We start from the raw sequence: 23,735 nt of genomic DNA on the forward strand, positions 1-23,735 counted from the left end.
CGCCGGTGGTCGGTGGTGGCTGCGCCGGCCACCGGTGTCTGCCCATGACCCGATAGTCCTCCGACAGCTCGTGGGGTGCCACCACGTCGTGCAAGCACCGCATCGCGGAGCGACGCGAGGAAGATAAAGGAATAACCGACCACGTTGACCGATCCGTTGCTGTTGCCAAATAGCGTCGGGCACACGTGCCAGATAGGCCACCAGCCTGTGTGCCGAACTCGCGCCCCACGAAACCCGCCCGCTGACCAACCCCGACGACTTCTCCGGAAGCTTTTCTTACCTGTGCGTGCGGGTGCGTGCCGGGTATCTCGAGTGTGAGGCGGACCCGTACCTCCCCGTCACCAGGTCGCCCCGTACCTGCTCGGCAATCCAGTACCGCACATGTCCGCGCTACTGGATCACAAACTCGACTCGAGCACTCTCACGGTGACGGCCGGGTGGCTCCAGATCGGACTCGACCCGGTCCAGGAGAACATCGACCTAGACACCACACACCTGACCGGACACCCCGACCGGGATACGGGGTCAGCACCAGGCGGGTTGGGTGCAGGAAGGACCGAGATGGAGTCCGTATGACCGGCAGGCCCGGAGCTCGGCCCGTCGGGCGGGCGCGCGAGTACGGCCGGAACGTCTACGGCTGCGCTGGTGTTGTCGCGACTTTCCTCAGACAGGGGTTCGCCCTGGAATGCGTTCACATTCTCGGCCGGATCTCTGCTTCTCGAGTCTTTCTCCCCGCCCACTGTCATGGGCCGCTTTCCGGGAGGAGGACCTCTCGTAAACCGAAGCCACGTACACCCTTCACAGGGGTGAGCGTGACAACCATCGAGTTTCTGGTTCGACCATCGAAACTACTCGACGATCGCTATGTCGCAGCCCGCTTTGTTGGCGTCTTTGACGGCTGCGGCTGCCCCTTCGTCGGAGGGTGTCGAAGAAATCGCAGTTCCCCAACTATCACACACCTCGTCCAGGCTGGCACTGCCGGTTTCCATCACGACGACCATCCTTCCGCGGGGTGCATCGGGAGCCTTGGACACGAACGCCAGGACGGCGACGTCCGGGTCTACCCTGCTGTTCGTGACTTCTCGCACCGGCGCGTCGCCGAACACCCCGCTGCGGCGGGCAGCGGCACGAGCGACCCTGACCCCGGTCCGGGTGGTTGCCCTGGGCTTCGCGGCCGCGATCGCGCTCGGAACCGGGCTGCTCCTGCTTCCGGCGGCGAGCCAACCGGGAGCGGAGACCGGGTTCGTGGATGCCCTGTTCACCGCGACGTCGGCGATGTGCCTGACCGGGCTGGTCGTGGTCGACACCCCCACCCACTGGTCGGGGTTCGGGCAGGGGGTCATCCTCGGGCTGATCCAAGTCGGTGGCTTCGGGATCATGACGATGGCCTCGGTGGTCGGGCTCATGCTCGCCAACCGGATCGGGCTGCGGGCCCGGCTCAACGCAGCCGCCGAGGTCCGCGCGTCCGGTCTCGGGGACGTACGGAGCGTGGTCGTCGGGGTGATCCGGATCAGCATCCTCATCGAAACGGTCACCGCCGTGTGCCTGGCGGCCCGGTTCGCCCTCGGCTACGACGAACCACTCGGCCGGGCTGTGTGGTTGGGGATATTCCATGCGATCTCGGCGTTCAACAACGCCGGCTTCGCGCTCTACAGCGACAACATCATCGGCTTCGCCGACGACCCCTTCATCTGTGTGCCGCTGCTGGCCGCGGTGATCCTCGGCGGCATCGGATTCCCGGTGCTGTTCGAGGTCGGCCGGCGCGTGCGCGGCACCTCCCGCCGGTGGAGCCTGCACACAAAGCTGACCGTCACGGTGACCGCCATCCTGTTGGTGCTCGGCCCGGCACTGGTGCTGCTGTTGGAGTGGGGCCACACGCTCCGCGGGCACGATCTCGGGGCGAAACTGCTCGTCGCCGCGTTCCAGGGCATCATGCCGCGCACCGCAGGCTTCAACAGCGTCGACTACGCCCAGATGGATCCGGCGACCCTGCTGGTGACGGACGTGCTGATGTTCATCGGCGGTGGCAGCGGCGGCACCGCCGGCGGCATCAAGGTCACCACCTTCGCGCTGCTGCTCTTCGCGATCGTCGCCGAAGTCCGCGGCGATCGATCGGTAACCATCTTTGACCGGCGGATCGCACCGCGGGCGCAGCGGCAGGCGCTGTCGGTCGCGCTGATCGGCGTCGCGCTGGTGATGGTCCCAACCATCGTCCTGTTGGCGGGCACCGCCTTCGACCTGAACGTGCTGCTGTTCGAGGTGGTCTCCGCGTTCGCGACCGTGGGGCTGTCCACCGGCATCACCGCGCAACTCCCCGTCTGGGGCCAACTGATCCTGATCGGCCTGATGTACCTCGGCCGGATCGGCTCGATCACCCTCGTCAGCGCGCTCGCCGCCCGCCAGCGGGACCGCCGCTACGAACTCCCCGAAGAAAGGCCCTTCATTGGCTAGGAAACCGTCCTCCGACGTCGTCGTGGTGCTGGGATTGGGCCGATTCGGCAAGTCCCTCGCCCTCGAACTGATGGAACAGGGCACCGAAGTGCTCGGCATCGACTCCAGCGAGGCGGTGGTGCAGAAGATTTCACACCGGCTCACCCACGCCGCCGTCGCCGACACCACCGACGAGGAATCACTGCGTCAACTGTCAGTGCACGACTACGACCGGGCCGTGGTCGGGATCGGCTCCGACCTCGAGGCCAGCCTGCTCACCGCGTCGGCGCTGATCAACCTGGCGGTGCCGAACGTGTGGGCAAAGGCGATCAGCAACGCCCACGCGAAGATCCTCCACCAGATCGGTGTGCAGCACGTCGTCCGCCCCGAACACGACATGGGCAAGCGGGTAGCGCATCTGGTGCGGGGCCGGATGATGGACTACATCGAATTCGACGACGGCTTCGCCATGGTCAAAACCACCCCACCCGCCACCGTCATCGGGAAGCGCCTCGGCGAAACCACCGTCCGCTCCACCTACGGGGTCACGGTGGTGGCGATCAAACGTCCCGGCGAGGGTTTCACCTATGCCACCGCGGACACGGTCATCCAACCCGGTGACACCATCATCGTCTCCGGTCAGGTGCGTGACACCGAACGATTCAGCGAACTGACGTGACCTCGTGTCGCTTCTCGCCCGATCCGTGGTCTGGCCCAGGGACCGGGGCGGAGGATGTTGCGGTGGCGCCCTGATAGTCCGGTGAGCGAGTCCCGGCGGCTGTCGGCGCGTAGGCTCCGCCCGGAGACCAGCGACGAGAACGGGGTGATCGAGCGATGCCCGGCAGGTTGCACGCACGGCTGCGTCGATCCGACGTGCTCACCGAACGCCCCGATTTCGCGCTGGTGGGGATTCTGCGGGTACCGCAGCTACACGGCAGTCCCGGGCGTGCCATCACCCGGCGGATCGGCTACGCACTCGCCGCCCTGGCTGCGGTGGTCCTGATCGTATATCTCGACCGCGACGGCTACCGCGACGTGCAGGAGAACCCGCTCTCGTTATTGGATTGCGTGTACTACGCGACAGTGTCGTTGTCGACCACCGGCTACGGCGACATCACCCCGATCACCGCGCAAGCCAGGCTGGTCAACGTCCTGATCGTCACCCCGCTGCGCATCTTCTTCCTCATCGTGCTGGTCGGCACCACCCTCGCGGCGCTAACCGAGAACTCCCGGCAGAGCTTCAAGATTCAGCGGTGGCGGCGCCGCACCCGCCATCACACCGTCGTCGTCGGCTACGGCACCAAGGGCCGCGCCGCCGTCGACGCGATGCTCGGAGACGGCGCCGACCCCTCGAACATCGTGATCGTCGATACCGATCCGACGATCCTCGAGACCGCCAGCGAGCGGGGATTCGTCACGGTGCACGGGTCGGCAACTCAGTCGGACGTCCTCCGGCTGGCAGGCACGCAGCACGCGTCGTCGATCATCGTGGCCACCAGCCGCGACGACACCGCGGTGTTGGTGACGCTCACCGCGCGCGAGATCGCACCCACCGTGAAGATTGTCGCCTCGGTACGCGAAGCCGACAACGCTCACCTGTTGCGCCGGTCCGGCGCCGACACCGTGGTCGTCTCGTCCGAGACCGCAGGCCGGCTGCTCGGCGCGGCCACCATCACCCCGACCGTGGTGGACATCATCGAGGATCTCCTCACCCCGGAGGCCGGTTTCGCGATCGCCGAACGCCCCGTCGAACCCGGCGAGGTCGGCGAGTCACCGCGGCAGCTGCCCGACATCGTCCTCGGTGTGGTGCGCGATGGACAGTTGCTGCGCAGCGGAACCCCCGAGGTGGAGGCAATCGAGGCCGGCGACAACCTGCTCTACATCCGGCATGTGAACGACTGAGCGACCACGAATGCCTCATAAGCAGATACCTCTGCATGCAGTGTCCGACGACTGACCGATCGGTAGTCCAAGCACCGGCGTGCCGCATCCGCCAATGTCACGAATTTCCCTCCCGTGGAGCGGTATACGAAAGGAATACTTCGCAAACCCCCGGTATGTGTCAACGAACGGGACGGCGTGTCGGTTAATTGGATAATTGTCGCCGAAAGTTCGCGTGTGCGCTCCACGGGAATTCGCTGAGATGGGCCGACGCCCTTGCCCTGCAAAGGATCGCTTTCTGCAAGGACAGAGAGCGATGAATCCGAGAGGGAAAAGGCTGGCTTCATCATGCCCTGGTAACGCACTTCTGCGAATTGGTCTGACGTACAGTAAGTTTCGTGTTCTGTTCGCCCGTTCAACCTGGTTTCACTTACTGGTTGGACGTCCAGTGAGTAGATTGATAGTTTGTTACCTAACCGCCTTGGGCGGCATTTCATACCAGCGGTATGATAACTGGGTCCAAACCCTTATCGGGGCCGCATCATCCCTTTGATGGACGGGACGCTACACATCCCGAATCCCGTTGTTTTCTTGGTAACAACTTATATTGCCTTCACGTCTGCTATCTTTCTGCCCGTAGGGCTTCGGTTCCGGTCGGTCGTCGCTGTCGGCAACAGAATTTCCGATACTCCGCGTAACCCGCACCTGCGCCTCTAAAGCCCCTTCCTGGAACGGACGGCGCCGAGGCCGCCCGATCTCGCCGACAGTTACCTCATCGGTTCGTCAAGGAGATGAAGATGTCCAACGAGCACTTCATGAGAGCATCCGAGACCGCGGTGCAGACCGCGGCGCCCAATGGTGATAACAGTTCGCTCATACCGAGGACTACAGCCGAGTTCGCCGCACCGTCCGTGGGCGCGACGAAATTCCCGCAGTTCTCTGCCCGCGTGGACCCGGAGTTGCTGCGGCAGGTGAAGATCGAAGTAGCTACCCGGGGGACGACTCTGCAGGCGGCAACGACCGAAGCATTCAGACTGTGGCTGTCCTCGAAGTAACCGACCGGGGACAGCCGATTCTGTATCGGTTCGAGCCGTAGAACGTCCCCGCGGATCACGCGTCGGCGTCCTCGAGCTCTACCGCACGCAGCCCGGTCCGCTCGAGGCCGCGGCCGGCTACGCCGCTGTCCTCGGTCCAACGGTGTCCCGGAGATCTTGGTGACTGCGTCCTCGATCGCGACCGCGCGTCCTGGGCTCGATTTCAGCCACTCCACCCGTAGGCGGAGTCGGCCGGCCGCGTGGGAGAGCACCCGCTCGTCATACGGCGTCTCGGCGTCGGTCAGCGGGCGGGCGCCTGTCACGATCGGGCATCCGGAGGTGCCGGTCAGTGGGTGTGACCATGTCCGGGTTCCGTGGGCAGTGAGGCCTCTTCGCCGATGTGTTCTTTGGCTTCGGCCACGACGTCCGAGACCGCGAGGCGAGCGGATTCGGCGCCCTCTTCGGCCTTGCGGACTCCACGTAAGCCCCAGGCCGTCACCGTCACCGCGGCCTGTCGGACCGGGGTACGTCGGGCGATTTTCTTTACTCCCTCATAGGCGGCCACCCCGACCGCGCCGGTCACCACAGTCGACGCGGCTTTCACCACCAGCGCTTGCAACATCAGCTCACACCTTTCGCGACTTGGCCGCGGGCTCATGCCAGGTAGTCCAGTTGGTAGGACGCACGGGAGTGTCCTCCTGCTCACCCTACGAGGATCGGCGCAACGACGGGGGCGCCTGCGCCGGACCGTGTGACCAATCACCGGCGGCCACCCACTCCACCAGGGCGGAGTAGGTCTGCGGGGTGTCGGCGCAGCCGACCCAGAACGCGGCGACCGGTCCGGCACAGTCCGCGGCCCGGTACCCGACCGCGACGACGGGTCCGGCGCTGCACGATCCCACGCACGGTAACGGCACCAGCACTGCACCCCGCGTGGTCCTGACCACCTCCCGGATTCGCGAGGGCCCGTCCGCGTCGAACACGTCGCCGGGAGTGTCCGTCTCGTGCCGACACCACAAAGCGGCACAGCGCATTCCGGCACACAACCCCACCGTCGGTCCGCCCGCGTCCGGCGAGTGATCATTGGCACCCATCGCAGCTCTCCTTAATGGCAATGATTATCGAATACGGTAGCGGGGTTCCCAGCGCTCGACGACCCGGAGGCGTCCGGAGTCGTGGTGCCGCTGTGCAGGTCGACGACCCGGTCGGCGATCGAATCCACCACGTCCGCGTCGTGACTGATCACCAGCAGAGCCAGGTGTCGGCTGCGGGTGAGATCCGCCAGAACGTCGAGCACCCGGCGCTGGGAGATCGGGTCGAGGCCGGTGGTGATTTCGTCGCAGATCAGGACCGTCGGTGCCGCCGCCAGGGCACGGGCGAGGACGGCGCGTTGCGCCTCCCCGCCGGAGAGGGCTCCGGGGCGCTGGTGTGCGATCTGCTCGTGCAGGCCGACCTGCTCGAGCGCGCGGCGGGCTGCCGCGGCCGCTTGCCGTTCGGTGGCGCCACGCAGGCGTGTCGGCCCGCGCACGATCTGTTCCCACACGCTGCGGTACGGGTCGAACGCGGCCTTGGCGTCCTGGAAGACGTACGCGATGTCGGCCACCTGATCGCGGGCACGCCGCCGCACCGATCCCGCCACCGGCACCCCGCCGAGGAGCACACCCCCGGCGGTGGGTGGGTGCAGGCCCGCGGCCACCCGCGCGGCGGTGGACTTGCCGCATCCCGACCGGCCGACCAACGCCACGCATTCTCCCGCATCTATCGACAGCGAAAAGCCGTGCAACACGGGGGTGGTGCGATACCCGGCGGTGACAGCGTTCAGTTCGAGTCGGGGGGCGGCCGGGGTGGTGTGGTTCCTCGCCGCGGCGCCCGCCCGGGGGCTCTGTGACTTGGCCGGTGCGGGCACGATGGTGGTGTCGCCGGTGTCGATTACCCGCCCCTCGGCCATGACGATCACGTGCTCGGCCACCTGGTGCACGGCGTCCAGGTCGTGGGTGACGAGCACGATCGTGAGCCCCTGGCCGCGCAGTCGCAGGATTTCGTCGAGGATGGCGGCCCGGTTGATCGGATCCTGCCCGGTGGTGGGCTCGTCGAGGATCAGGCACGTCGGGTCGGTCAGCAGGGCTTGCGCGATGACGAGTCGTTGTTGCTGTCCGCCCGAGAGCTGGTGGGGGTAGCGGCGCAGCATGCCGGGATTCTCTGGGAATCCGGCGCGCTGCAGGGCGTCGGGGACGCTCACCCGGTGTCCGTGCCGGTGGGCGGCGCGGGCGATGTCACCGAGTACGGTGCCGATCCGCAGTGCCGGGTTGAGCACCGAGGAGGGTTGTTGGGGCACGTACCCGAACCGCACCCCGTCCGCGTGCACCTCTGTGGTGGTCACCTCGACGCCGGGCCGGTGCTCACCGAGCAGGGCCAGTGCGGTGGTGGTCTTTCCGCTGCCGGAGGCGCCGATGAGGGCGGTGACGACACCTTGGGGGATGTCGAGGTCGATACCGTCGACGAGGATCCGGCCGAGGGTGCGGGCGGTGAGCCCGCGCACCCGGATCGCGGTGGTGGCAGGAGCGGACGCGGCCGCCGGGAGAGTGTCGGTCATCGCTGCTTCCTTGTCGGCAGTTCGCGGGCGGCCGCGCGGGCCCCGGAGTCGAACAGCAGGTTCACGCCCATCGCGAGGGCGATGATCAGTACTGCGGGCACGATCACCCCCCAGGGGACGAGGGCGAGGCCGGCGCGGTTGCGGTCGATCATCACGGCCCAGTCGGTGCCGGCGGAGTCCGCGCTCACCCCGAGGAAGCTGGCGGAGGCGACGAGATAGATTGCGCCGACGAACCGCAGGCCGGCGTCCGCGGCGAGGACCGGCAACAGTGAGCGCCCCAGGTAGCCGAGGTGGCGGCGCCACCAGGTTTCGCGTTGCAGGATCAACGCTTCCATGGCCGGGGTGTGCGCACCGTGCAGCGCGCTGGCCCGCACCAGACGCGCCGCATCCGGGAACAGCAGCACCGCCACCACCGACGCCAGCACAACCTGATCGGCGTCGGTGATCGCGACGATCAGCAGGAGCAGCATCATCGACGGCAGCGACAGCAGCAGATCCAATGGCCGCATCAGCATCTCGTCGACGATCCGGCGGCGGGCGGTCGCGGCCGCCACTGCCCAGGGCACGGCGAGCAGATAGGTCAGCACTACCGCGGCTGCGGCCACCATCACCAGCGAGCGGCCGCCGAGCAGTACCTGTGTCAGGACGTCGCGGCCCTCGGAATCGGTGCCGAGCAGCCACTTCTCGCCTTGGGTGAACGCCGGGCCCCGGCCGGCGTCCCCGGCGATCAGGGGGCCGAGCACCGCGACCGCGAGTGGCACCGCGGTCAGGACTGCACCGACGAGCACCCGCGCCGGAATTTTTGGCCCGCGGGCTCGCTGCGGCCGGGCGGGGGCGCTCACGCGGCGACTCCTGCCACCGGATTGAGCTGGTACGCCACAATATCCGCGACCGTGTTCACCGTCACCGTGACCACGGCGAACAGCGCCACCAGCCCCATCAACAACGGGAGGTCGCGGCTGCTGACCGCAGCGACCAGTACCTGGCCGAGTCCGCCGAGCGCGAACACTGCTTCGACGACCACGACGCCGCCGAGTAGCCAGTCGGTGACCCGTGCAAGGTGCTGGGTGGCTGGGGTCAGGGAGCCGGGCAGGGCGTGCCGCCAGATCACCCGGCGCATCGGTATCCCGAGCCGGAGGGTGTGCCGGATGTACTCCGAATCCAACGTGCTGATCATCGACGCGCGCACCAGCCGCGACAGCGAGCACACCGGCCGGATCACCAACACCAGCACCGGCAGCACCCATAGCTGGGGTTGCAGCAGCAACGACCCGCCGGCGCCGACGGCGGTGGGGGCGAACCATCCCAGCCAGACCGCGAACACCGCGACCAGCACGATCGCCATCGCGAATTCCGGTGCCGCATACAGGGCTACGGCCAGGGCGGTGATGGTCCGGTCGACCGGTCGGTCGCGGCGCACCGCGGCCGCGACCCCGAGGAGAAGCGCCAACGGCACGAGCACCACGAACGCCAGCGCGGCGAGCGTCAGTGTCGGCGCCAGCGCCACCCCCAGCATGTCGGCGACGGGCCGCGCGGAGACCGCCGAGTTCCCCAGGTCGCCGTGAAGTAGCCCGGTCAGCCAGTGACCGAATTGCACCGGCAGCGGCCGGTCCAGGCCGAGGAGCTCGCGCAGCTGCGCGATCCGCTTGGGGTCGGCGTCGTCACCGGCGATGACCACCGCCGCATCGCCGGGCAGCGCGGCGGCGATGGTGAAGACGACGACGAGGACCCCCAGCACCTGGGCCAGCCCCACCGCGAGCCGGGTGCCGGCGTAGCGGGCGAGGATCACCCCAGCCAGGCCTTGTCGAATCGGGCGTACCCGAGGGTGTTGGTGGGAGCATTCTGGGCCATCCCGGCCAGATTCGGTGCCAGACCGTGCAGACCGTCGGAGAACCCCCACACCAGCAGGCCACCCTCACTGTGGAGTTGCGATTGCATCTGCCGGTACGCGTCGACCCTAATGTTCTCGTCGGTGGTTTCACTCCCGGTGGCGAACAGCGCGTCGAAGCCGGGACGGCGCCACTGGGTGTAGTTCTTCGGTGACGTCGACAGCATCCGCTGCGCCAGATGGGTTTCGATGGGCATGGCCCCGGACCGGAAACTCGACAACACACCCTCGTCGAGGGTCCGCGTCCAATACGTGGAACCCTCACCGACTTTCACGTCGATCGTCAGTCCGGCACGTCCGGCCTGTTCGGCGAGGATGTTGGCGGCCTCGACGAACCCGTTGGTGGCACCGGTGGTCTGCAGTTCGATGGTGGTGTTCAGGGCGCCGGCCTTGCGGATCAGCGCCTTCGCCTCATCGAGGTCCAGGCTGCGCTGGGGCAGATCGGTGGCGTAGTACTTGGCGTCCCGCCCGAACAGGTCGTTGCCCACCACCCCCGTGCTGCCGAGCACGGTGGACACTAACTCGTCCCGGTCGACCAGGGCGAACATCGCCCGCCGCAGATCCAGGTTGTCGAAGGGCGGCCGGTCCACCTTCATCGCGAACCCGGACATCGCACTGCGCGGGGACCGCAGAATCTGCAGCCGGGTATCGGTGGCGTAGGTGCGGGCCGAGGTCACCCCGAGGTCGTCGGCGTACTCCACCTGCCCGCCGAGCAGGGCGTTGATCCGCGCGGTCTCGTCCGGGGCGGTGAGGATTTCCAGTTCCTGCACATGAGGGGCACCGTCCCAATAGTCACCGAACCGGGCGGCGACGAAGGATCGGCCCGGCTCGAACGAGGTGAAGGTGAAAGGCCCGGAGCCGACCGGGCGGGTGAAGTCGGTGGTGCCCTCGGGGATGATGTAGGCGCCGAACGCGGCGAGGACGTTGGCCAGGTCCCCGCACGGGCGGGCGCACACGAATTCGATGGTGCGCTCGTCGACGGCCCGGGAGCGACCGATGTCGATCACCTCGAGTGAGGCCCGCGGGCGCAGCGCGTTCTTCGGGTCCAGCATCCGCTGGTAGGAGTACAGCACGTCCGCGGCCCGCACGGGGCGCCCGTCGTGGAACACCGCCGGGCGCAACTCCACCGTCCACACGGTGGCGTCGCCGTTCGGTCGCCAGGTGGTGGCCAGCCTGGGGACCGGGCTGAGGTCGTCGCCGTATTCGACGAGCTTGTCGTAGAGTGCGTTCGCGCGGGCGACGTCGGCATACAGGTTGGTTTTGTGCGGATCCAGCACCTCCTGTGCGCCGCCGCCGGCGAACACCGCCCGCAACCGGCCACCGTCGCGGGGCGCCGCTGTCACCGCGGGCGCGGTGTCACCGCCCGTGCCGCACGCCCCGAGCAGCACGGCGCCGGTGGCGGCGGCGCCGAGGCCGAGGAACGAGCGCCGACTCAGGCGAGGGCGCGGGGATAGGGGCGATCGGGGGACCGGATTCATCGGGGTTTCTCCTTGAACAGTGAATTCGACAGCTAGGTAAGCGAATTAGATGGCCTCGGCGATCACATGCATCCGGTCGCCGGACAACGTGCTCGCACCGGCATCGGCCAGGGCGGCTGGGCCCGGCCAGCCGGTGTCGGTGCGGGGCCCGGGTGTGTCGAACACCGCGCGCACCGCGAATCCGGCGCGGCGCAGATGGCCGGTCAGCTCCAACGGAAACAGCAACCGCCACGCCGAGGTCTGCACGAGCGGGTCAACGGAATCGGGGATCTGCCACTGCCGGCGGCGGCGCAGCAGCTGGGCGGCGTGGTCGATCCACAGGGTGGTTTCCGCCCGCCAGAGGCGGCCATTCCACGCGAAGGACGAGGAGGTGGGGGCGTCGAGGAGCTCGGTATTGCCGAGGAAGAATGCGCCGTTACGCATCTCCGCGATCAGCAGCCCACCGGTGCGCAGGTGGGTACGGGCGCAGCGCAGGCACGATTCCAGTTCGTCGTCGGTGTGGCAGTACAGCAGGGAACTGTCCAGGCAGGTGATGGCGTCGAACCGTGCACCGACCTCGAAGCTCCGCAGGTCGCCGACCGCGGCTTCCACACCCTCGTACTTGTGCTGCGCGTAGTGCACCATCGCCTCGGACTGGTCGATGCCGACGCAGTGATATCCCTTCTTGGCCAGGTATCCCAGGTCGCGGCCGGTGCCGCAGCCCAGGTCCAGCACCGACTTCGGCCGGGTCTCTGAAGCGTCCACTTCGGAGCCAAAGTATGTCCGCAGGATGTCGTCGACGAATCTGGCGGCGGTGTGGTCGGGGTCGGGAAACCGCGCCTCGTACAGTGCCGGGTTGTCGGTCAGCAGGTTCCGTGCCTCGGCGTCGGTGGTCATGTTCGGGCTCCGGCCGGGTCGGCGAGTAGATTGCGACGATGCAGCAGCCAGATCCCGGCTGCCGACCCCCAGGCAAGGACGATGCACACCACCGCGCCGGGCCAGCCGTTGCCGAGGTCGATGCCGTAGCCGATCAGGGCGTTGCCGCCGGCAGCCGCGATCCCGGAGACGAGGTAGAACATCCCGAACAGGGTTCCCGAGATATTCGAATTACCGTAGGCGGGAATCAGTTCCATCACGAAGGGTTGGGCGATCATGATCCCGGCCTCGAGGATCAGCGCGGAGAGCACCAGCGGCGCCAACCCGAACGCCACCTGGGCAGCGGTGTGTGCCGGGGCGGCCCACAGAACGGGCAGTACCGCAACGAACGCGGCCCCCATCAACGCCAGTCCCGCGGTGATGGCGGGGCCCCGGCTGGTCCGGCGATCGAACCACCGGGTCAGGCGGACCTGAGCAAACAGGCTGAAGATAGTGGTGGACAGGAACAGCGCCGCGATCGCACCGCCCCAGTCGGTGATCCGCCCGGCCAGCACCGGATACACCAGATACATCTGGGTCTGCAGGGCGAACATGCCGAGCATGGCAACGGTGAACAAGACGAACCGGCGGTTGGCCAGGACCGCACCCCAACCGCGGAGCACCGTCGTGTCGGCGCGTTCGACCGGGTGGGCGGGCAGGAACCGCAGCTGCGCCAGGGTGAGGGCGGCGAAGATCACCGCCGCCGCGATCGCGACGGTGCGAAAGTCCACCGCCAGCAGGGCGCTGCCGATCAGCGGCCCGGACAGGGCCCCGGCTTGGGCGAAAACGTTGAACACCGCGAACGCCTCCGCCCGCCGGGTCGGTTCGGCGACCGCGATGTACGAGCGCACGGCCGGGTTGAACAGTGCCCCCGCCAGTCCCGACAGGATCGAGGCGAGCAATAGCAGTGGCACGCTGGTGCCGAAGGCGAACACCGCGAAACCCACCGACCGCAGGGCGCAGCCGGCGATGATGACCCGATGCGGTCCGAGCCGGTCGGCGGCGGTGCCCCCGATCAGGAACAATCCTTGCTGGCTCAGGGTGCGGACACCCAGGACGAGGCCGGTGATCGCCAGGGACAGGCCCAGATTCCCGGTCAGGTGCATCGACAGGTAGGGCACCAGCATGTAGAAGCCGGTGTTGACGCCGTACTGGTTGAGTACCAGCAGCTGCACCGAGCGGGGAAAGCTACGCAGCAGGGCGAACGTCCCGGCCCGGGACTGTGTTTCGGTCATCACGTCATCTCGTTCTCTCGGCGGTGCACGCCCAGGCCGGGCCGCCCGCTCGGGCGCAGCATGCCGTCCTCGCCGCCCAGTCCGGTCCACGGGTCCCGGGCGAGCAGCAGGTGCCCGTCCAGATCGCACCACCGCGCCAGCGAGGCCAGGTGCACCGCCGGCGCAATGCTCAGGGAGCTGCTCACCAGGCAGCCGAGCATCACGTCCATGCCGCGGTCGCGGGCCGCGGTCGCGAGCTCGTGAGCCCGGTAGATGCCGCCACACTTGGGTAGTTTGATGTTCACCGCATCCGCCAGGCCGCAGAGCCCGTCGAGATCGGCCAGCGTGTGGACGGCCTCGTCCGCGAGGATCGGAATCCCGCTGCGGCTGCGCAGCTCTCGTATCCCGTCACGGTCTTGGGCGGGTAGCGGTTGTTCGAGCGCGACGACCGGCAGCCCACGTATGTCAGCGAGCACCGAGAGGGCGGTTTCCGCGGTCCAGGCTTCGTTCGGGTCGACGATCATTTCAGTTCCGGGCGCTGCCGCGGTCACCGCGGTGAGCCGCCGCACAGATGCGGCCGCGTCGCCGTCCGCCTTGACCTTCAGCAGGCCGAATCCGTGCCCGACCAGGTCGGCCGCCTCGGCCGCCATTTCCTCCGGTGTCCCGATTCCGACGGTGCGGGCGATCGGCACCTGAGCGGGCAACGGCAACCCGAGGTGGGTGGCCACCGCCACGCCGGCCGAGCAAGACGTCAGGTCGGCGATCGCGGACCACACCGCGGCCGCGATCGCGGGATGCACTAGGGCTAGAGCGTCGTCCAGGCTGATGGAGTCGTCGTCCCGGGCCCGGACTGCACGGAGTTCGGTGTCGATGCGCGCGACATCGAGTCTCGCGTATACCGAGGTGACGACCTCACCGCAGCCGCACAACCCCGTCGCGGGGTCGGTCGCGGTGACCGTGACGGCGTCGCGGGTGGACATCACCCCGCGGCTGATCCGGAACGGGGTGGCCAGGTCGAGGGTTCCGACGGTCCAGGTCAGCCTCATACCGCCGATACCTCCGCCTTCTTCGTGATCGGGTGCGGTGCCCGCACCGTTTGGCATCGGGTCCAGCACCCGGTGGGGTCGTGGCAGTCGTCGATTTCGTGTGGTGATGTGCGTGGGGGGTCGAGCAGGAGATGGTGCCGGTGGCACCAGTCGTCATCGAAGATGCTGCGCAGGTAGCGGTCCGGGCCGTCCGGGAAGATGGTGACCACCGTGCCCGGCCAGCGGGCGGCGGCCCACCCGGCGACGGTCGCGGCCGCGCCGGTGGACCAGCCGCCGGTGTGGAAGCCGCCGCGGGCCAGGGCGCGGCAGGCGTGCACGGCCTCGCGCGGGCCCACCCAATGGACCTCGTCGAACATCTCGTACTGCACGTTGCCGGGGTGCACGTTGCTGCCGAGACCGCGCATGACCCGGCTCGTGGCAGGCTGACCGAAGATCGCCGACCCCACCGCATCGACCCCGATAATCCGCAGATCCGGCCATATCTGCCGCAACCGCAGTCCGACACCGCTGCTGTGACCACCGGTCCCGACACTGCACACCAACGCATCGGCCCGATCGATACCGTGCGTGGCCAGGTCCGCGACGATTTCGTCGGCCAAGCCGTGGTAGCCGGCGGCGTTGTCGGGGTTGTCGTACTGATTGGGCCAGTACGCGCCCGGATCGGCGGCCAGGACGCGGTGCAGCGCGTCGAGGCGGGCTTGCTGCCACCCGCCGGTGGGATGGGGTGTCTCGACGATCTCGAGGGTCGCGCCCAGTGCCGTGAGAAGATTGCGCATGGCGGGTTCGAGTTCGCGATCCACCACCAGGGTGACCGGGTGACCGAGTGGTTGTGCCACGTACGCCAATCCCACTCCCAGGGTTCCGCTGGTGGATTCGACGATCCGCGCGCCGTCCCGTAACTCCCCGCGCCGGCGGGCACCGACCAGCATCGACAGCGCCGAGCGCGCCTTGAGGCCGCCGAAGCCGAGCGACTCGATCTTCGCGAAATATCCCGGATGGTGCCCGGGCACCGGAGTGTGGATACGCACGAGCGGGCTGTGCCCGACCCGTGCCAGCGGTTCGATCACGGTCATCGCGGACACGACCCGCGATACAGGTGGATCGGGCTGACATCTCCGGTGAGCCAAAAGAACGGATACGGCTCCGCCGAGAGGGCATCGACCCCGCACCCGAGCAGCTCGCGGGCCACCGCGGCCCCGCTCTGCGCGAACACCGTGACCGGAATCGGCCGGCCGGACGCCGCCACCCGGGTGAGCAGGTGGTCGAAGGTGCCGTTGCCGAGCATCATTCCGCTGGCCAACACCGCATCACAGTCGCCGAGTGCCTCGGTGAAGTCGGTGACGATCGCCTCGCCCCATTCGGTGACCCCGCCCTTCAGGTCACACGGCACATAGCGCAGGCCGCGATCACGTAAGCAAGCGAGCAGCGAGTTGACCACCCCGATCACCAACACCTGCCCGTTCTGCGGTGCATCGACCAACCCGGTGACAGCCCATGCGCGGGCCAGTGAGCGCTGCACGGAATCGCCCGCAGGTACCTGCACCGTTTCCGCACGAACATCGCTGGTGTGAGGGCGCAGATGCGCCAGATACGCGTCGAGAGCAGCGACCCGCACGGCCGAATCCTCGTGCTGGAGCAGATCTGTGACCGGCACCCCGGCGCAGGCGTGCACCACCTCCGGATTCAACGAACCCGGTTCGACCGCACACGAGCCGGTCGCCGCACCCACCCGCAAGCTGAGCACCTGATTGCGGTAACCCCCGCTGCGCCCGCCGTGCCGCACCCCCTGATAGGTGGTGAACGCGACGGACACCGCAAGATCACCGGCCGGGACAAGGGCCGGATCGGTGCGGTAACGATCGAGCAGCGCCGCGATGGTGCCGGTATTCGCCTCGGCGCTCATGGTCATCGCGCGGAGACCTCACTGTAGGTGACCGAAATCGACGACAACAGTTCCTCGGCAAGTGGCCGGGCCCCGGCCAGATCCGGAGAAACGACGATCGCACTGCCCAAATAGCTGTTGTTGTCCACCCCGGCGCCCGTGTGATGTCCGGGCGCCTTGAACGCCGACGACGCCACCGCCGGGTGCGCCGCGACCGCGTCCACCCCGTGCAGTTCGGCGACGATTCCCGCCTCGTCGGGTACCAGCATGCGCACCGCGGCACTGCGCGGTCGCGCGACACCGTCCTCGGGCTCCGAAGCCGGCGTGGCGGGCTCACGGCCGAGCGCGAGCTCGACGGCCACTCGTGGCAGGTCGATCCCGGTGACCAGCCTGATCAATTCGGTGATCTGGTTGCCCGCCGGACGAGGATTGATTTCGATGATCCGCGGACCGGCGGCGGTCAACCGCAGCTCGGTGTGCACCACCCCGTGATCGAGCCCGATCGCACCGATCGCGGCCTCGGCGGTGGCGACCAGCACGGCGCGGTCCCCGGCGGCCAGGTCGGCCGGGAACATGTGTCCGGTTTCCACGAAACCGGACACTCCCCCGAGACTCTTGTCGGTTACCCCCACTGTGTGGATATCGCCCTGCCGAATCCAGCTCTCCACGCTGAATTCGCGGCCGTCGAGGAATTCCTCGAGCAACACCACCGGACTGCGCTGCTGCCCACGCGCATTCACCGCGAAACCCCGCAACTCGTCGACCGCATCCTCCACCGTCGGCCAGTCGTCGGCGCGGCGCACGAACATCCCGGCACACAGATCCGTCGGCTTGACCACCAGCGGGTATCCCACCGCCTCGGCCGCAGCGCGAAGCTGAGCCGGGTCGGCGACGGGCGCGGTCGCGTGGCGCGGCCCCGGGATCCCCATCCGATCCAACGTCGCCCGGGTACGCGACTTGTCACAGGCGATCTCGACCGCCTCCGGCTCGGGACCGGGAAGCTCCACCTCCCGCGCGATTCTCGCGGTTGTGGGCAGGTAGTAGTCGCAGCTGGTCAAAACCCCCGTGATCGGCTCATCGGCATGAATCCGGCGCGCCGCATCCACGGCCGCGATCGGGTCGTTGGTTTCGGCCGTGACCACGGCCCGGCCCCGTCGCAGCGGATGCGGCGACCCATCGGGCAAGGATTCCGGGTAGTGCTCAGGTCGTCTTGTCAGGAACGTGAACTCGACCCCCGCGTCCGCGACCGCCCTGGGCAGCAATGTGCCCATCGCGCCAACCCAGCTCTCTACCAGCAACAGGTGTGTCACCCATGTCCTCCGCTCCCCGACCCATCCAAACAAGGAACAGTAATGACAACCGTTACCAATAGCAATAATGAGGCCCGCTGACGCGTAACACATGTGCCGACAGACCATCTCGCGCACGTCGAGAACGGCGTTATTGGACACCTGCCCTGAACAGGACATTTGCGAGGCTTTAGAGCGTCGATAACGCGTGTCGGAAAACTATGTCGAAAAACCCCTGTTCGAGTATTGTCGACACATGCTGATCGGTTACGCCCGCGTCTCCAGCGCGGACCAGAGCCCCGACCATCAGGTCGATGCGCTGGTCCGCGCCGGGGTGGCCGCCGAGAACATTCACGTCGATCATGTGCGCGGAGCGAAGGCGTCACGGCCCCAGCTCGATCTGGCGCTGGCGCGGCTACGCGAGGGCGACGTCCTGGTGATCACCCGGCTGGATCGGCTCGGACGGTCGGTGCTGCACCTGATCACCCTCGGCGCCGAGCTACGTGAGCGCGGCAGCGGCCTGAAGGTGGTCGAGCAGGGCATCGACACCGCCACCGCCGAGGGCCGCGCCATGTTCGGCATGCTGTCGGTCCTCGCCGAGCTCCAGCGCGAGCTGATCGTGGCCAACACCCGCGACGGCCTCGCCGCCGCCCGCGCCCGCGGCCGCAAGGGCGGCCGGCCGTCGAAGCTCAGCCCGGACCAGATCGAACTCGCTCAACGCCTCTACGACGCCGGCGAGCACACCGTCGCCCAGATCGCGGGCATGCTGAAGGTGCCGCGCACCACGCTTTATGGGCATCTGAACACACGGCAGATGGACAGTGCACCGGCCGCGCAGGAGAGCGCCGTGGTCGCCGATCCACCTGTCCGCACGCCTCGGACATGCCCATCCTGCGGATACGAGCCGACCACTCGCGCCGAAGCAGCGCACCAACGTGCCGACCTCGCGGTGACCTGGCTCCACGCCGACCCCCACCACCGGGGGACGGTCATCAGCCGACACCACTGTCGGCATTGCGAACCCGGACAACCGGCATTCGCCATCGCCTGCAGCGTCTGCGGCGACGGACCCATCCTCGCCGGCGCGCTCGCCGAGCAAGCGAAGAACGGCACCCTCACTGAGCCTATTCAACGATGGCTCACAGCAGCGGAATGGACAGTCACACCGGACCTCTTATGCCCGGGCCACGCCTACGCCGCGGACTAACAACCCAGGGCGACCACGAAACCTACCTGCGCCTGAGCCCGAACTGGCCGCCCACCGCGACCCACATGTCGCGATGACTGTGGCCGCCGCGGTGTTGTCGGTGGGGCGGGTTATGGTGGCTTCCGCGACGAGCAACAGGTCGCTGAACACTGACCAAGACCATGGATCGTTCATGGTCCTGATCTGCGGAGTCTCCTCAGATCGGTTGGGGTGTGGCGACCTGTTTTTCAGTGTCGCTGGGCAGGTTCGTGTGGTTGCCCTGCCGCGGTGCGGTGCGCGGCGGTCGTTGCCCCATCGGACGAGATGGATCGATCCCCCGGTCGCCGCGATGAAGTCCCCGGTTTACGACATGCCGTGGACATTTCATTAGCACTCCAACACTGCGAGTGCTAAATTCTGTACGACGGATGACCTGGACCCGCGAGAACGGCTGGGCCCAAACACAGTCCTCAGGTGCTGCCCAATCGCACCGTTCCGGCTGGGGCAGTGGCTGGACGGCTGCCGTTGAATCGATGGGCACCTCCGTCTCGTCGCATCGACGACCGGGCTACCCGAGGCACTAGAGGAGGGATCATGACCGCCGCCACCCCGCGCAACTCAGGTGCCACCGGCAACGAAAGTTCCTCCAACCCTGCACGACCACGGGTACCGCGCGGGCGATCACGGTTACCCTCCGTGTCGGTTCTACTGGGCGCGTTGTCCATCGCCTCGTTCTGGGTGTCCGGAGTCGGGTTCATCCTGGGTGTGAGCGCCGTGGTCTGCGGCGCTCTCGCTACCTCTCGGTCCGGTGTAGCGGATGATGAGCCTGCATCGCTGCGAGCGTTGCTCGGAGTCGTCGCCGGAGTCGCGGGGATCACGGTGTCTGCGACCGCTCTCTTTCCGGTGTTGGCCTATCTGTGATCGGCACACCAGTCCACCTATCTCTTGTCCTCGACCTTTGGAAGGATCCGCACCGCCCGTGACCGTCGCCGCCGGCCCGCATCTCCCCACCACTCAAACTCCGCCGGACGCTGACTTGGACGACGGTGTGCCTCACTGCGCGGCGCTCCTCGAGTCTTGGGAAGCGGGCATCGCCGTGACCATCGGTCTGGCGCTGCTGACTACCCTCGTGTGCGCCGTATTCGGGTCGCTCGCGCTGGCTCTTCTCGTGCTCGTCGCGGTCGCAGGCATTGCCGGTCTGATTGCCGCTGTCCTCTAACGCCGCTACCTGGCGGCATCCCGCCCGGCGTCAGGGCGATACGCACGGGCACAGTCCCGCCACCGCTACGGCCATCGACGCCGCCAGAAACCTCTGGCGCTACTGCCGTCGGAAGCCGATCCGCGGGATGCCCATCAGCACCTGCGAGCGTAGGTGCGGCGGTCGCCGCCGAACCTACCGACCAGGTCATGCTCATCAATGCACACCGCCAAGTTGCATCCCGCGCCCCTGACCGCCAACAACATTCGATCCGGGTCATCATCCGCGCCAATAACAACGCGACCACGAACTTGACATGCTACGGGAGCGGGGTCAGCACCTTCAGCATTCCCGAATGCACCTCATGCGACCCGCATTTCGCTCTCAATCCGCTCGCTTGGCACAGCCCGAACAGATCGAAGTGGTCGACAGCAGCACCCAACCAAGATCGACCAATACCGGAAACGTGCGTGGCGTACGACACACTCTTGGAATGGACGTTGTTAGCGTCATACGATCTGTTTCGCACCGGCTGATCCGATGCGCAGGACGGCGGTGCCGCAACCCGTGAGGCGAATTTTGTTCAGCCGTCACGCTTCGCGCTGCATCACCGATTCTCGAACTGCCGGTGTCGCGGCCCCGCCGTCCGCCAGCTCCGGCGGGGTTCCGCGTGCTCGGCGTCGGCGGCAATGCATCATTCGGTCGCCTTCACGAAGCAGTGCAACCCTCCCGTTTCGAGTTCGCAGTCTTGTAATCCGTTCCAGCCCTTGATGATCCAGCCCTGTTTCTCACCGCGATTGACGAGTGCTCCACGGTCAAACGGCGGTCGGATTGCATTGCAAGGTAACAAATTTCACTTTTACGCCACCGTCGCCTCCGGGGGTGTCGTCGAACATGGCTTCCCGTAGAAATAGAACCATATCCGGAGGCATGCACCGCTCCCCCTCCCCCGCCCGAGACGTCGTTGCACTACCTTCTTGACTGGATGTCGGCGGAGGCCACATCACGCCGCAGGTTTGTTACGAAGTTTTAGCGGTTGCCACAGTTCGCCAAGGCGACATATGAACTCTCACTATGGCCAACCCTGTTCCGGAATCTTGTCCCTCAGATTTCGCAGACGCTCGAACTTTCCGCAGCATCAAGGTGATGCACGGTGCATCACCCATCTACCGCGTGATGCACCGTGCATCACTGCGTGGCAGTCACTCGGTAGGGGGCGAAGGCGTCGCAAAGCATCGGGAGGTAGACATCTCGAGCCTGACTGGCGCAGGTCACCCCCGCCGCTTCGAAATATCGGTAACCGCTTCTAGTCGCGCCCTGTGGACCGCCGTACCACTCACGGTCGTATTCGTCACGTGACGAATACCGGCTAAAGTCCATGTCCTCGTTGCGGACCGCCGCCGTTTTCTTACGGCGGGCCTCCTGTGTCGCAGTGGTGACGCCCTGGCCATCGCTCGGCCGAGCCAAAGACTATTGTCATGGTGCATTCTGTTGGGTCAACCTGCGTATGGTCTCACTCATCCCAAGCAAGCCGACACCGCTATTGAATACGGCGATTCCTCAGGTCGCTCAGCGGCGAACTTCCCCGCCAACCCCCTAGCCACCGGTGGCGTGACCAAAAGGACGGGATGATCCTGGCCAACCATCAACGGTTTCACCTCAGCCTTAACAAGATTCCCTCCCCCGTTGCGTCGACCTACCATCTCCGGGCGGGGTGCGGGGAAGAGTCCAAAGCTGCGCACGCACTCGTCGCCGGCACCGCCCACGGAGGGCGGGTCAGGCCGCTCGGAGGAGCACCGCGCATCTCGCAAAGGACACGGTGCACCTCGCCATGAGTACGGGCGGCGTCTCGTGCGACATCAAATTCGCCGGTCCGCAGCTGGAGCGGCCCCTTGTCTCTAGTCCTATTCGTACTGCTACTTCTTGCCAAATCTGAATCCTTTACGCGCACCCGATCTGCCGTGGCCGTTTACCCGGAATCGACAACAGCTCATTCTTTTCCATCCCAGAGTCCATAACTCGACACCGTGCAGGATCGACCATCACGCGGTGATGCACCATGCATCACCGACCCACCGGGTGATGCACCGTGCATCACGGCGCGCACAGGTGATGCACCGTGCATCACGGTGACCTATGGCCCGGTATGGGATCGACCCCGTTCCGTCGGCCTCATCGATCGCGGGAGATGACGCTTTTCTCTTGGGATTCGAACCCCATGATGGGGGCATCGACCGGTCCACCTCATCGCGAAGCTCATGTTCAGTCGGCTTTGGGAGTCGCGCCGACGCATATTATTTTCGACTACCCATCCGACTTGAATGCCGCGAGCAGTCTTCGCGGGCGTTTCCACATTCTCCCACCAACTCGACTCTCTCCCGTTAGCTAAGGAACGGGCGTCTCCCTGCGGCGATAGTTTGTCGGTGACGATGCATCACTCTTCGCCGTGGGATTCAAGGGTGTGCATCCCACACCGGTCGCCGCGAACTGCGGTGCGGTCGGCGTGAATCCAGTCGTTTCTTGATCGTTCTGCAGGACGAAGTATCAAGTCGTGCGTCCTGTACGAAAGCTCGCCAGTTGCCAGCTATGCCCTTGCTCGCAGCACCCGACCTGTTAGCGAAATTGCAGAGTCGTCTGGGCTTGTTCGCGGGACCGCTTCGATCTCGGCGGGGATGGTGAGTAAAGGTCAGCGACCGCCGGGCATCGCGGAATCTTCTGTTGAGTACCTTCGGATATGTCATGCCGACAGGGATTACGGTGCAACGCGACCTCGAGGCTCTACCGGGGCACGAAGGTCGAGAGTCAGCCCGGCCCCGACGACGAATCGTAAGCCGTCAAAAAAGTCAAAGCCGGCACGATCGCAAAGCTGGAAGAGATTCTCCCCAAATCGCAGCGGTCGTTGCGCGCGCTTTCCAGTTGTTTTCAGTACTAATAGATCCTTCGCATGCCAGCAGCCAGCCACTCGAGTGTCATCGGCACCGTGCTAAATGGAGGTTTGGCGCGATCGACCGTTTCGTTGGCACCCCGAAATGGGCTTCTCCTTGGATGCATCCGTCCGTGGTTCTTGCCCGAGTGTTCCGCCGATTCGTCGCCGGCCCGATTTACATCGAACAATGCGCTCCGGCCTATACGTCGAGAAAGACCGCTGGATTCCTTCAACGTGGCTGAGCTGCAGATTGCGCGTGTGATGGTTGGTCGACTGGGGATTTTCCGATGATTTCGCGGTGGACTTCACTTACGTTGTTCCCCATCATTCGTTGTTGGCGGCCCGCGTAAAGTCGTGTGTAACTCGATGTATCACCTACTTTCTTTCATCACGTGACGTTTCCGGGGTGGTGTGATTACCTACCTGGTCGCAAAGCTGTTTGATCAAATATTTCCGTCCTGGGTAGGTGTGCCGATCGCATACGATTCGGAGCCAGATTCACGCCCGGAGCGGCTTCCGCGCGTCATTTTCGGGTTTTATTTAACTCGGCGTGTCGCTGCGCGGTTTAGTTAAACCGAAAGAGCAGGATTTAAGGCATGACAACTCGGAAAAGTCGGGGCGGGCGCCCAGCCCGCGACGTCGCCGTTCGCCATATCGGGGTTGAGTTTCCCGCGGAGATCGCCGACCGGATTCTCGCACCGGTTGACGATGGTCGGGTTAAGACAATCACCGATCGAATGATCGCGCTCGTTCAGCTGGCACTCGAGAACGAGCCAGCGATTCCGGCGCAGGCCAG

Annotated in this window: 21 protein-coding genes; 8 read left to right on the forward strand and 13 right to left on the reverse strand. The window is 66.4% G+C overall.

What is annotated here, in order from left to right; translation table 11 throughout:
- Window positions 1-381: 381 nt before the first annotated feature.
- Window positions 382-576: a hypothetical protein gene (locus tag L1080_RS34670; protein ID WP_208963956.1), complete on the forward strand. Its 195-nt coding sequence runs from the start codon at window positions 382-384 to the stop codon at window positions 574-576.
- A 272-nt stretch (window positions 577-848) separates the two neighbouring features.
- Here L1080_RS34670 and L1080_RS34675 read toward each other — a convergent pair whose 3' ends face one another.
- A complete protein-coding gene (locus tag L1080_RS34675) occupies window positions 849-1,088 on the reverse strand; it encodes a hypothetical protein (protein WP_208963957.1) in 240 nt (79 codons plus the stop codon).
- Here L1080_RS34675 and L1080_RS34680 point away from each other — a divergent pair.
- From L1080_RS34680 to L1080_RS34695, 4 genes are all read left to right on the forward strand, one after another.
- Window positions 1,075-2,451 (forward strand): TrkH family potassium uptake protein, encoded by a 1,377-nt coding sequence (locus L1080_RS34680; RefSeq protein WP_250776773.1) that lies wholly within the window; start codon window positions 1,075-1,077, stop codon window positions 2,449-2,451. The genes L1080_RS34675 and L1080_RS34680 overlap by 14 nt on opposite strands.
- A complete protein-coding gene (locus L1080_RS34685; RefSeq protein ID WP_250776772.1) occupies window positions 2,444-3,109 on the forward strand; it encodes a potassium channel family protein in 666 nt (221 codons plus the stop codon). Before L1080_RS34680 ends, L1080_RS34685 begins: the two co-directional genes overlap by 8 nt.
- A gap of 155 nt (window positions 3,110-3,264) precedes the next feature.
- Window positions 3,265-4,332 (forward strand): potassium channel family protein, encoded by a 1,068-nt coding sequence (locus L1080_RS34690; RefSeq protein WP_250776771.1) that lies wholly within the window; start codon window positions 3,265-3,267, stop codon window positions 4,330-4,332.
- Window positions 4,333-5,102: 770 nt separating this feature from the next.
- Window positions 5,103-5,366 carry a hypothetical protein gene (locus L1080_RS34695; RefSeq protein ID WP_208963959.1) on the forward strand — a complete coding sequence of 88 codons (264 nt, stop codon included), beginning with the start codon at window positions 5,103-5,105 and terminating at the stop codon, window positions 5,364-5,366.
- A 325-nt stretch (window positions 5,367-5,691) separates the two neighbouring features.
- Here L1080_RS34695 and L1080_RS34700 read toward each other — a convergent pair whose 3' ends face one another.
- The 12 genes from L1080_RS34700 to L1080_RS34755 all read right to left on the reverse strand — a co-directional run bounded on the left by L1080_RS34700 (window position 5,692) and on the right by L1080_RS34755 (window position 17,650).
- Window positions 5,692-5,970, reverse strand: coding sequence for a DUF1490 family protein (locus tag L1080_RS34700; RefSeq protein ID WP_250776892.1), 279 nt, complete (start codon window positions 5,968-5,970; stop codon window positions 5,692-5,694).
- 82 nt (window positions 5,971-6,052) lie between these two features.
- Complete coding sequence (locus tag L1080_RS34705) at window positions 6,053-6,439, reverse strand: hypothetical protein (RefSeq protein ID WP_250776770.1); 387 nt, start codon at window positions 6,437-6,439, stop codon at window positions 6,053-6,055.
- A gap of 11 nt (window positions 6,440-6,450) precedes the next feature.
- A complete protein-coding gene (locus tag L1080_RS34710) occupies window positions 6,451-7,938 on the reverse strand; it encodes an ABC transporter ATP-binding protein (protein ID WP_250776769.1) in 1,488 nt (495 codons plus the stop codon).
- Complete coding sequence (locus L1080_RS34715; protein ID WP_208963962.1) at window positions 7,935-8,780, reverse strand: ABC transporter permease subunit; 846 nt, start codon at window positions 8,778-8,780, stop codon at window positions 7,935-7,937. The genes L1080_RS34710 and L1080_RS34715 overlap by 4 nt, the downstream gene beginning before the upstream one ends.
- On the reverse strand, window positions 8,777-9,727 hold the full coding sequence (locus L1080_RS34720) for an ABC transporter permease (RefSeq protein ID WP_250776768.1): 951 nt from the start codon (window positions 9,725-9,727) through the stop codon (window positions 8,777-8,779). The genes L1080_RS34715 and L1080_RS34720 overlap by 4 nt, the downstream gene beginning before the upstream one ends.
- Entirely contained in the window at window positions 9,724-11,304 is a 1,581-nt protein-coding gene (locus L1080_RS34725) for an ABC transporter substrate-binding protein (protein ID WP_250776767.1), read from the reverse strand. The genes L1080_RS34720 and L1080_RS34725 overlap by 4 nt, the downstream gene beginning before the upstream one ends.
- A gap of 45 nt (window positions 11,305-11,349) precedes the next feature.
- Window positions 11,350-12,180 carry a class I SAM-dependent DNA methyltransferase gene (locus L1080_RS34730; RefSeq protein WP_208963965.1) on the reverse strand — a complete coding sequence of 277 codons (831 nt, stop codon included), beginning with the start codon at window positions 12,178-12,180 and terminating at the stop codon, window positions 11,350-11,352.
- Window positions 12,177-13,433 carry an MFS transporter gene (locus L1080_RS34735; RefSeq protein ID WP_250776766.1) on the reverse strand — a complete coding sequence of 419 codons (1,257 nt, stop codon included), beginning with the start codon at window positions 13,431-13,433 and terminating at the stop codon, window positions 12,177-12,179. The genes L1080_RS34730 and L1080_RS34735 overlap by 4 nt, the downstream gene beginning before the upstream one ends.
- On the reverse strand, window positions 13,433-14,458 hold the full coding sequence (locus tag L1080_RS34740) for a dipeptide epimerase (protein ID WP_208963967.1): 1,026 nt from the start codon (window positions 14,456-14,458) through the stop codon (window positions 13,433-13,435). Before L1080_RS34740 ends, L1080_RS34735 begins: the two co-directional genes overlap by 1 nt.
- A complete protein-coding gene (locus L1080_RS34745; RefSeq protein ID WP_459032485.1) occupies window positions 14,455-15,531 on the reverse strand; it encodes a PLP-dependent cysteine synthase family protein in 1,077 nt (358 codons plus the stop codon). Before L1080_RS34745 ends, L1080_RS34740 begins: the two co-directional genes overlap by 4 nt.
- The gene (locus L1080_RS34750; protein WP_250774411.1) at window positions 15,528-16,367 is read right to left on the reverse strand and encodes a hypothetical protein; all 840 of its coding nucleotides are present in this window, start codon (window positions 16,365-16,367) and stop codon (window positions 15,528-15,530) included. Before L1080_RS34750 ends, L1080_RS34745 begins: the two co-directional genes overlap by 4 nt.
- Window positions 16,364-17,650: an ATP-grasp domain-containing protein gene (locus tag L1080_RS34755; RefSeq protein ID WP_250774414.1), complete on the reverse strand. Its 1,287-nt coding sequence runs from the start codon at window positions 17,648-17,650 to the stop codon at window positions 16,364-16,366. Before L1080_RS34755 ends, L1080_RS34750 begins: the two co-directional genes overlap by 4 nt.
- A gap of 235 nt (window positions 17,651-17,885) precedes the next feature.
- On the opposite strand from L1080_RS34755, the gene L1080_RS34760 reads away from it, so the two are divergent.
- The 3 genes from L1080_RS34760 to L1080_RS34770 all read left to right on the forward strand — a co-directional run bounded on the left by L1080_RS34760 (window position 17,886) and on the right by L1080_RS34770 (window position 20,034).
- Window positions 17,886-18,836 (forward strand): recombinase family protein, encoded by a 951-nt coding sequence (locus L1080_RS34760; protein ID WP_250774416.1) that lies wholly within the window; start codon window positions 17,886-17,888, stop codon window positions 18,834-18,836.
- A gap of 573 nt (window positions 18,837-19,409) precedes the next feature.
- On the forward strand, window positions 19,410-19,736 hold the full coding sequence (locus L1080_RS34765) for a hypothetical protein (protein WP_250774418.1): 327 nt from the start codon (window positions 19,410-19,412) through the stop codon (window positions 19,734-19,736).
- A 58-nt stretch (window positions 19,737-19,794) separates the two neighbouring features.
- Window positions 19,795-20,034, forward strand: a complete 240-nt coding sequence (locus L1080_RS34770; protein WP_244461481.1) for a hypothetical protein — start codon at window positions 19,795-19,797, stop codon at window positions 20,032-20,034.
- The last annotated feature ends 3,701 nt before the right edge of the window (window positions 20,035-23,735 follow it).

Source organism: Rhodococcus sp. MSC1_016 (assembly GCF_023667485.2).
GTDB classification, from domain to species: Bacteria; Actinomycetota; Actinomycetes; order Mycobacteriales; family Mycobacteriaceae; genus Rhodococcus_F; species Rhodococcus_F oxybenzonivorans.

Excerpts from the sequence above, each read along its gene's own strand:
- L1080_RS34750 (WP_250774411.1), bottom strand. The coding sequence starts at position 16,367 with ATGACCATGAGCGCCGAGGCGAATACCGGCACCATCGCGGCGCTGCTC.
- L1080_RS34670 (WP_208963956.1), top strand. The coding sequence starts at position 382 with ATGTCCGCGCTACTGGATCACAAACTCGACTCGAGCACTCTCACGGTG.
- L1080_RS34745 (WP_459032485.1), bottom strand. The coding sequence starts at position 15,531 with ATGACCGTGATCGAACCGCTGGCACGGGTCGGGCACAGCCCGCTCGTG.
- L1080_RS34760 (WP_250774416.1), top strand. The coding sequence starts at position 17,886 with ATGCTGATCGGTTACGCCCGCGTCTCCAGCGCGGACCAGAGCCCCGAC.
- L1080_RS34730 (WP_208963965.1), bottom strand. The coding sequence starts at position 12,180 with ATGACCACCGACGCCGAGGCACGGAACCTGCTGACCGACAACCCGGCA.
- L1080_RS34690 (WP_250776771.1), top strand. The coding sequence starts at position 3,265 with ATGCCCGGCAGGTTGCACGCACGGCTGCGTCGATCCGACGTGCTCACC.
- L1080_RS34695 (WP_208963959.1), top strand. The coding sequence starts at position 5,103 with ATGAAGATGTCCAACGAGCACTTCATGAGAGCATCCGAGACCGCGGTG.
- L1080_RS34705 (WP_250776770.1), bottom strand. The coding sequence starts at position 6,439 with ATGGGTGCCAATGATCACTCGCCGGACGCGGGCGGACCGACGGTGGGG.
- L1080_RS34710 (WP_250776769.1), bottom strand. The coding sequence starts at position 7,938 with ATGACCGACACTCTCCCGGCGGCCGCGTCCGCTCCTGCCACCACCGCG.
- L1080_RS34740 (WP_208963967.1), bottom strand. The coding sequence starts at position 14,458 with ATGAGGCTGACCTGGACCGTCGGAACCCTCGACCTGGCCACCCCGTTC.
- L1080_RS34725 (WP_250776767.1), bottom strand. The coding sequence starts at position 11,304 with ATGAATCCGGTCCCCCGATCGCCCCTATCCCCGCGCCCTCGCCTGAGT.
- L1080_RS34765 (WP_250774418.1), top strand. The coding sequence starts at position 19,410 with ATGACCGCCGCCACCCCGCGCAACTCAGGTGCCACCGGCAACGAAAGT.
- L1080_RS34735 (WP_250776766.1), bottom strand. The coding sequence starts at position 13,433 with ATGACCGAAACACAGTCCCGGGCCGGGACGTTCGCCCTGCTGCGTAGC.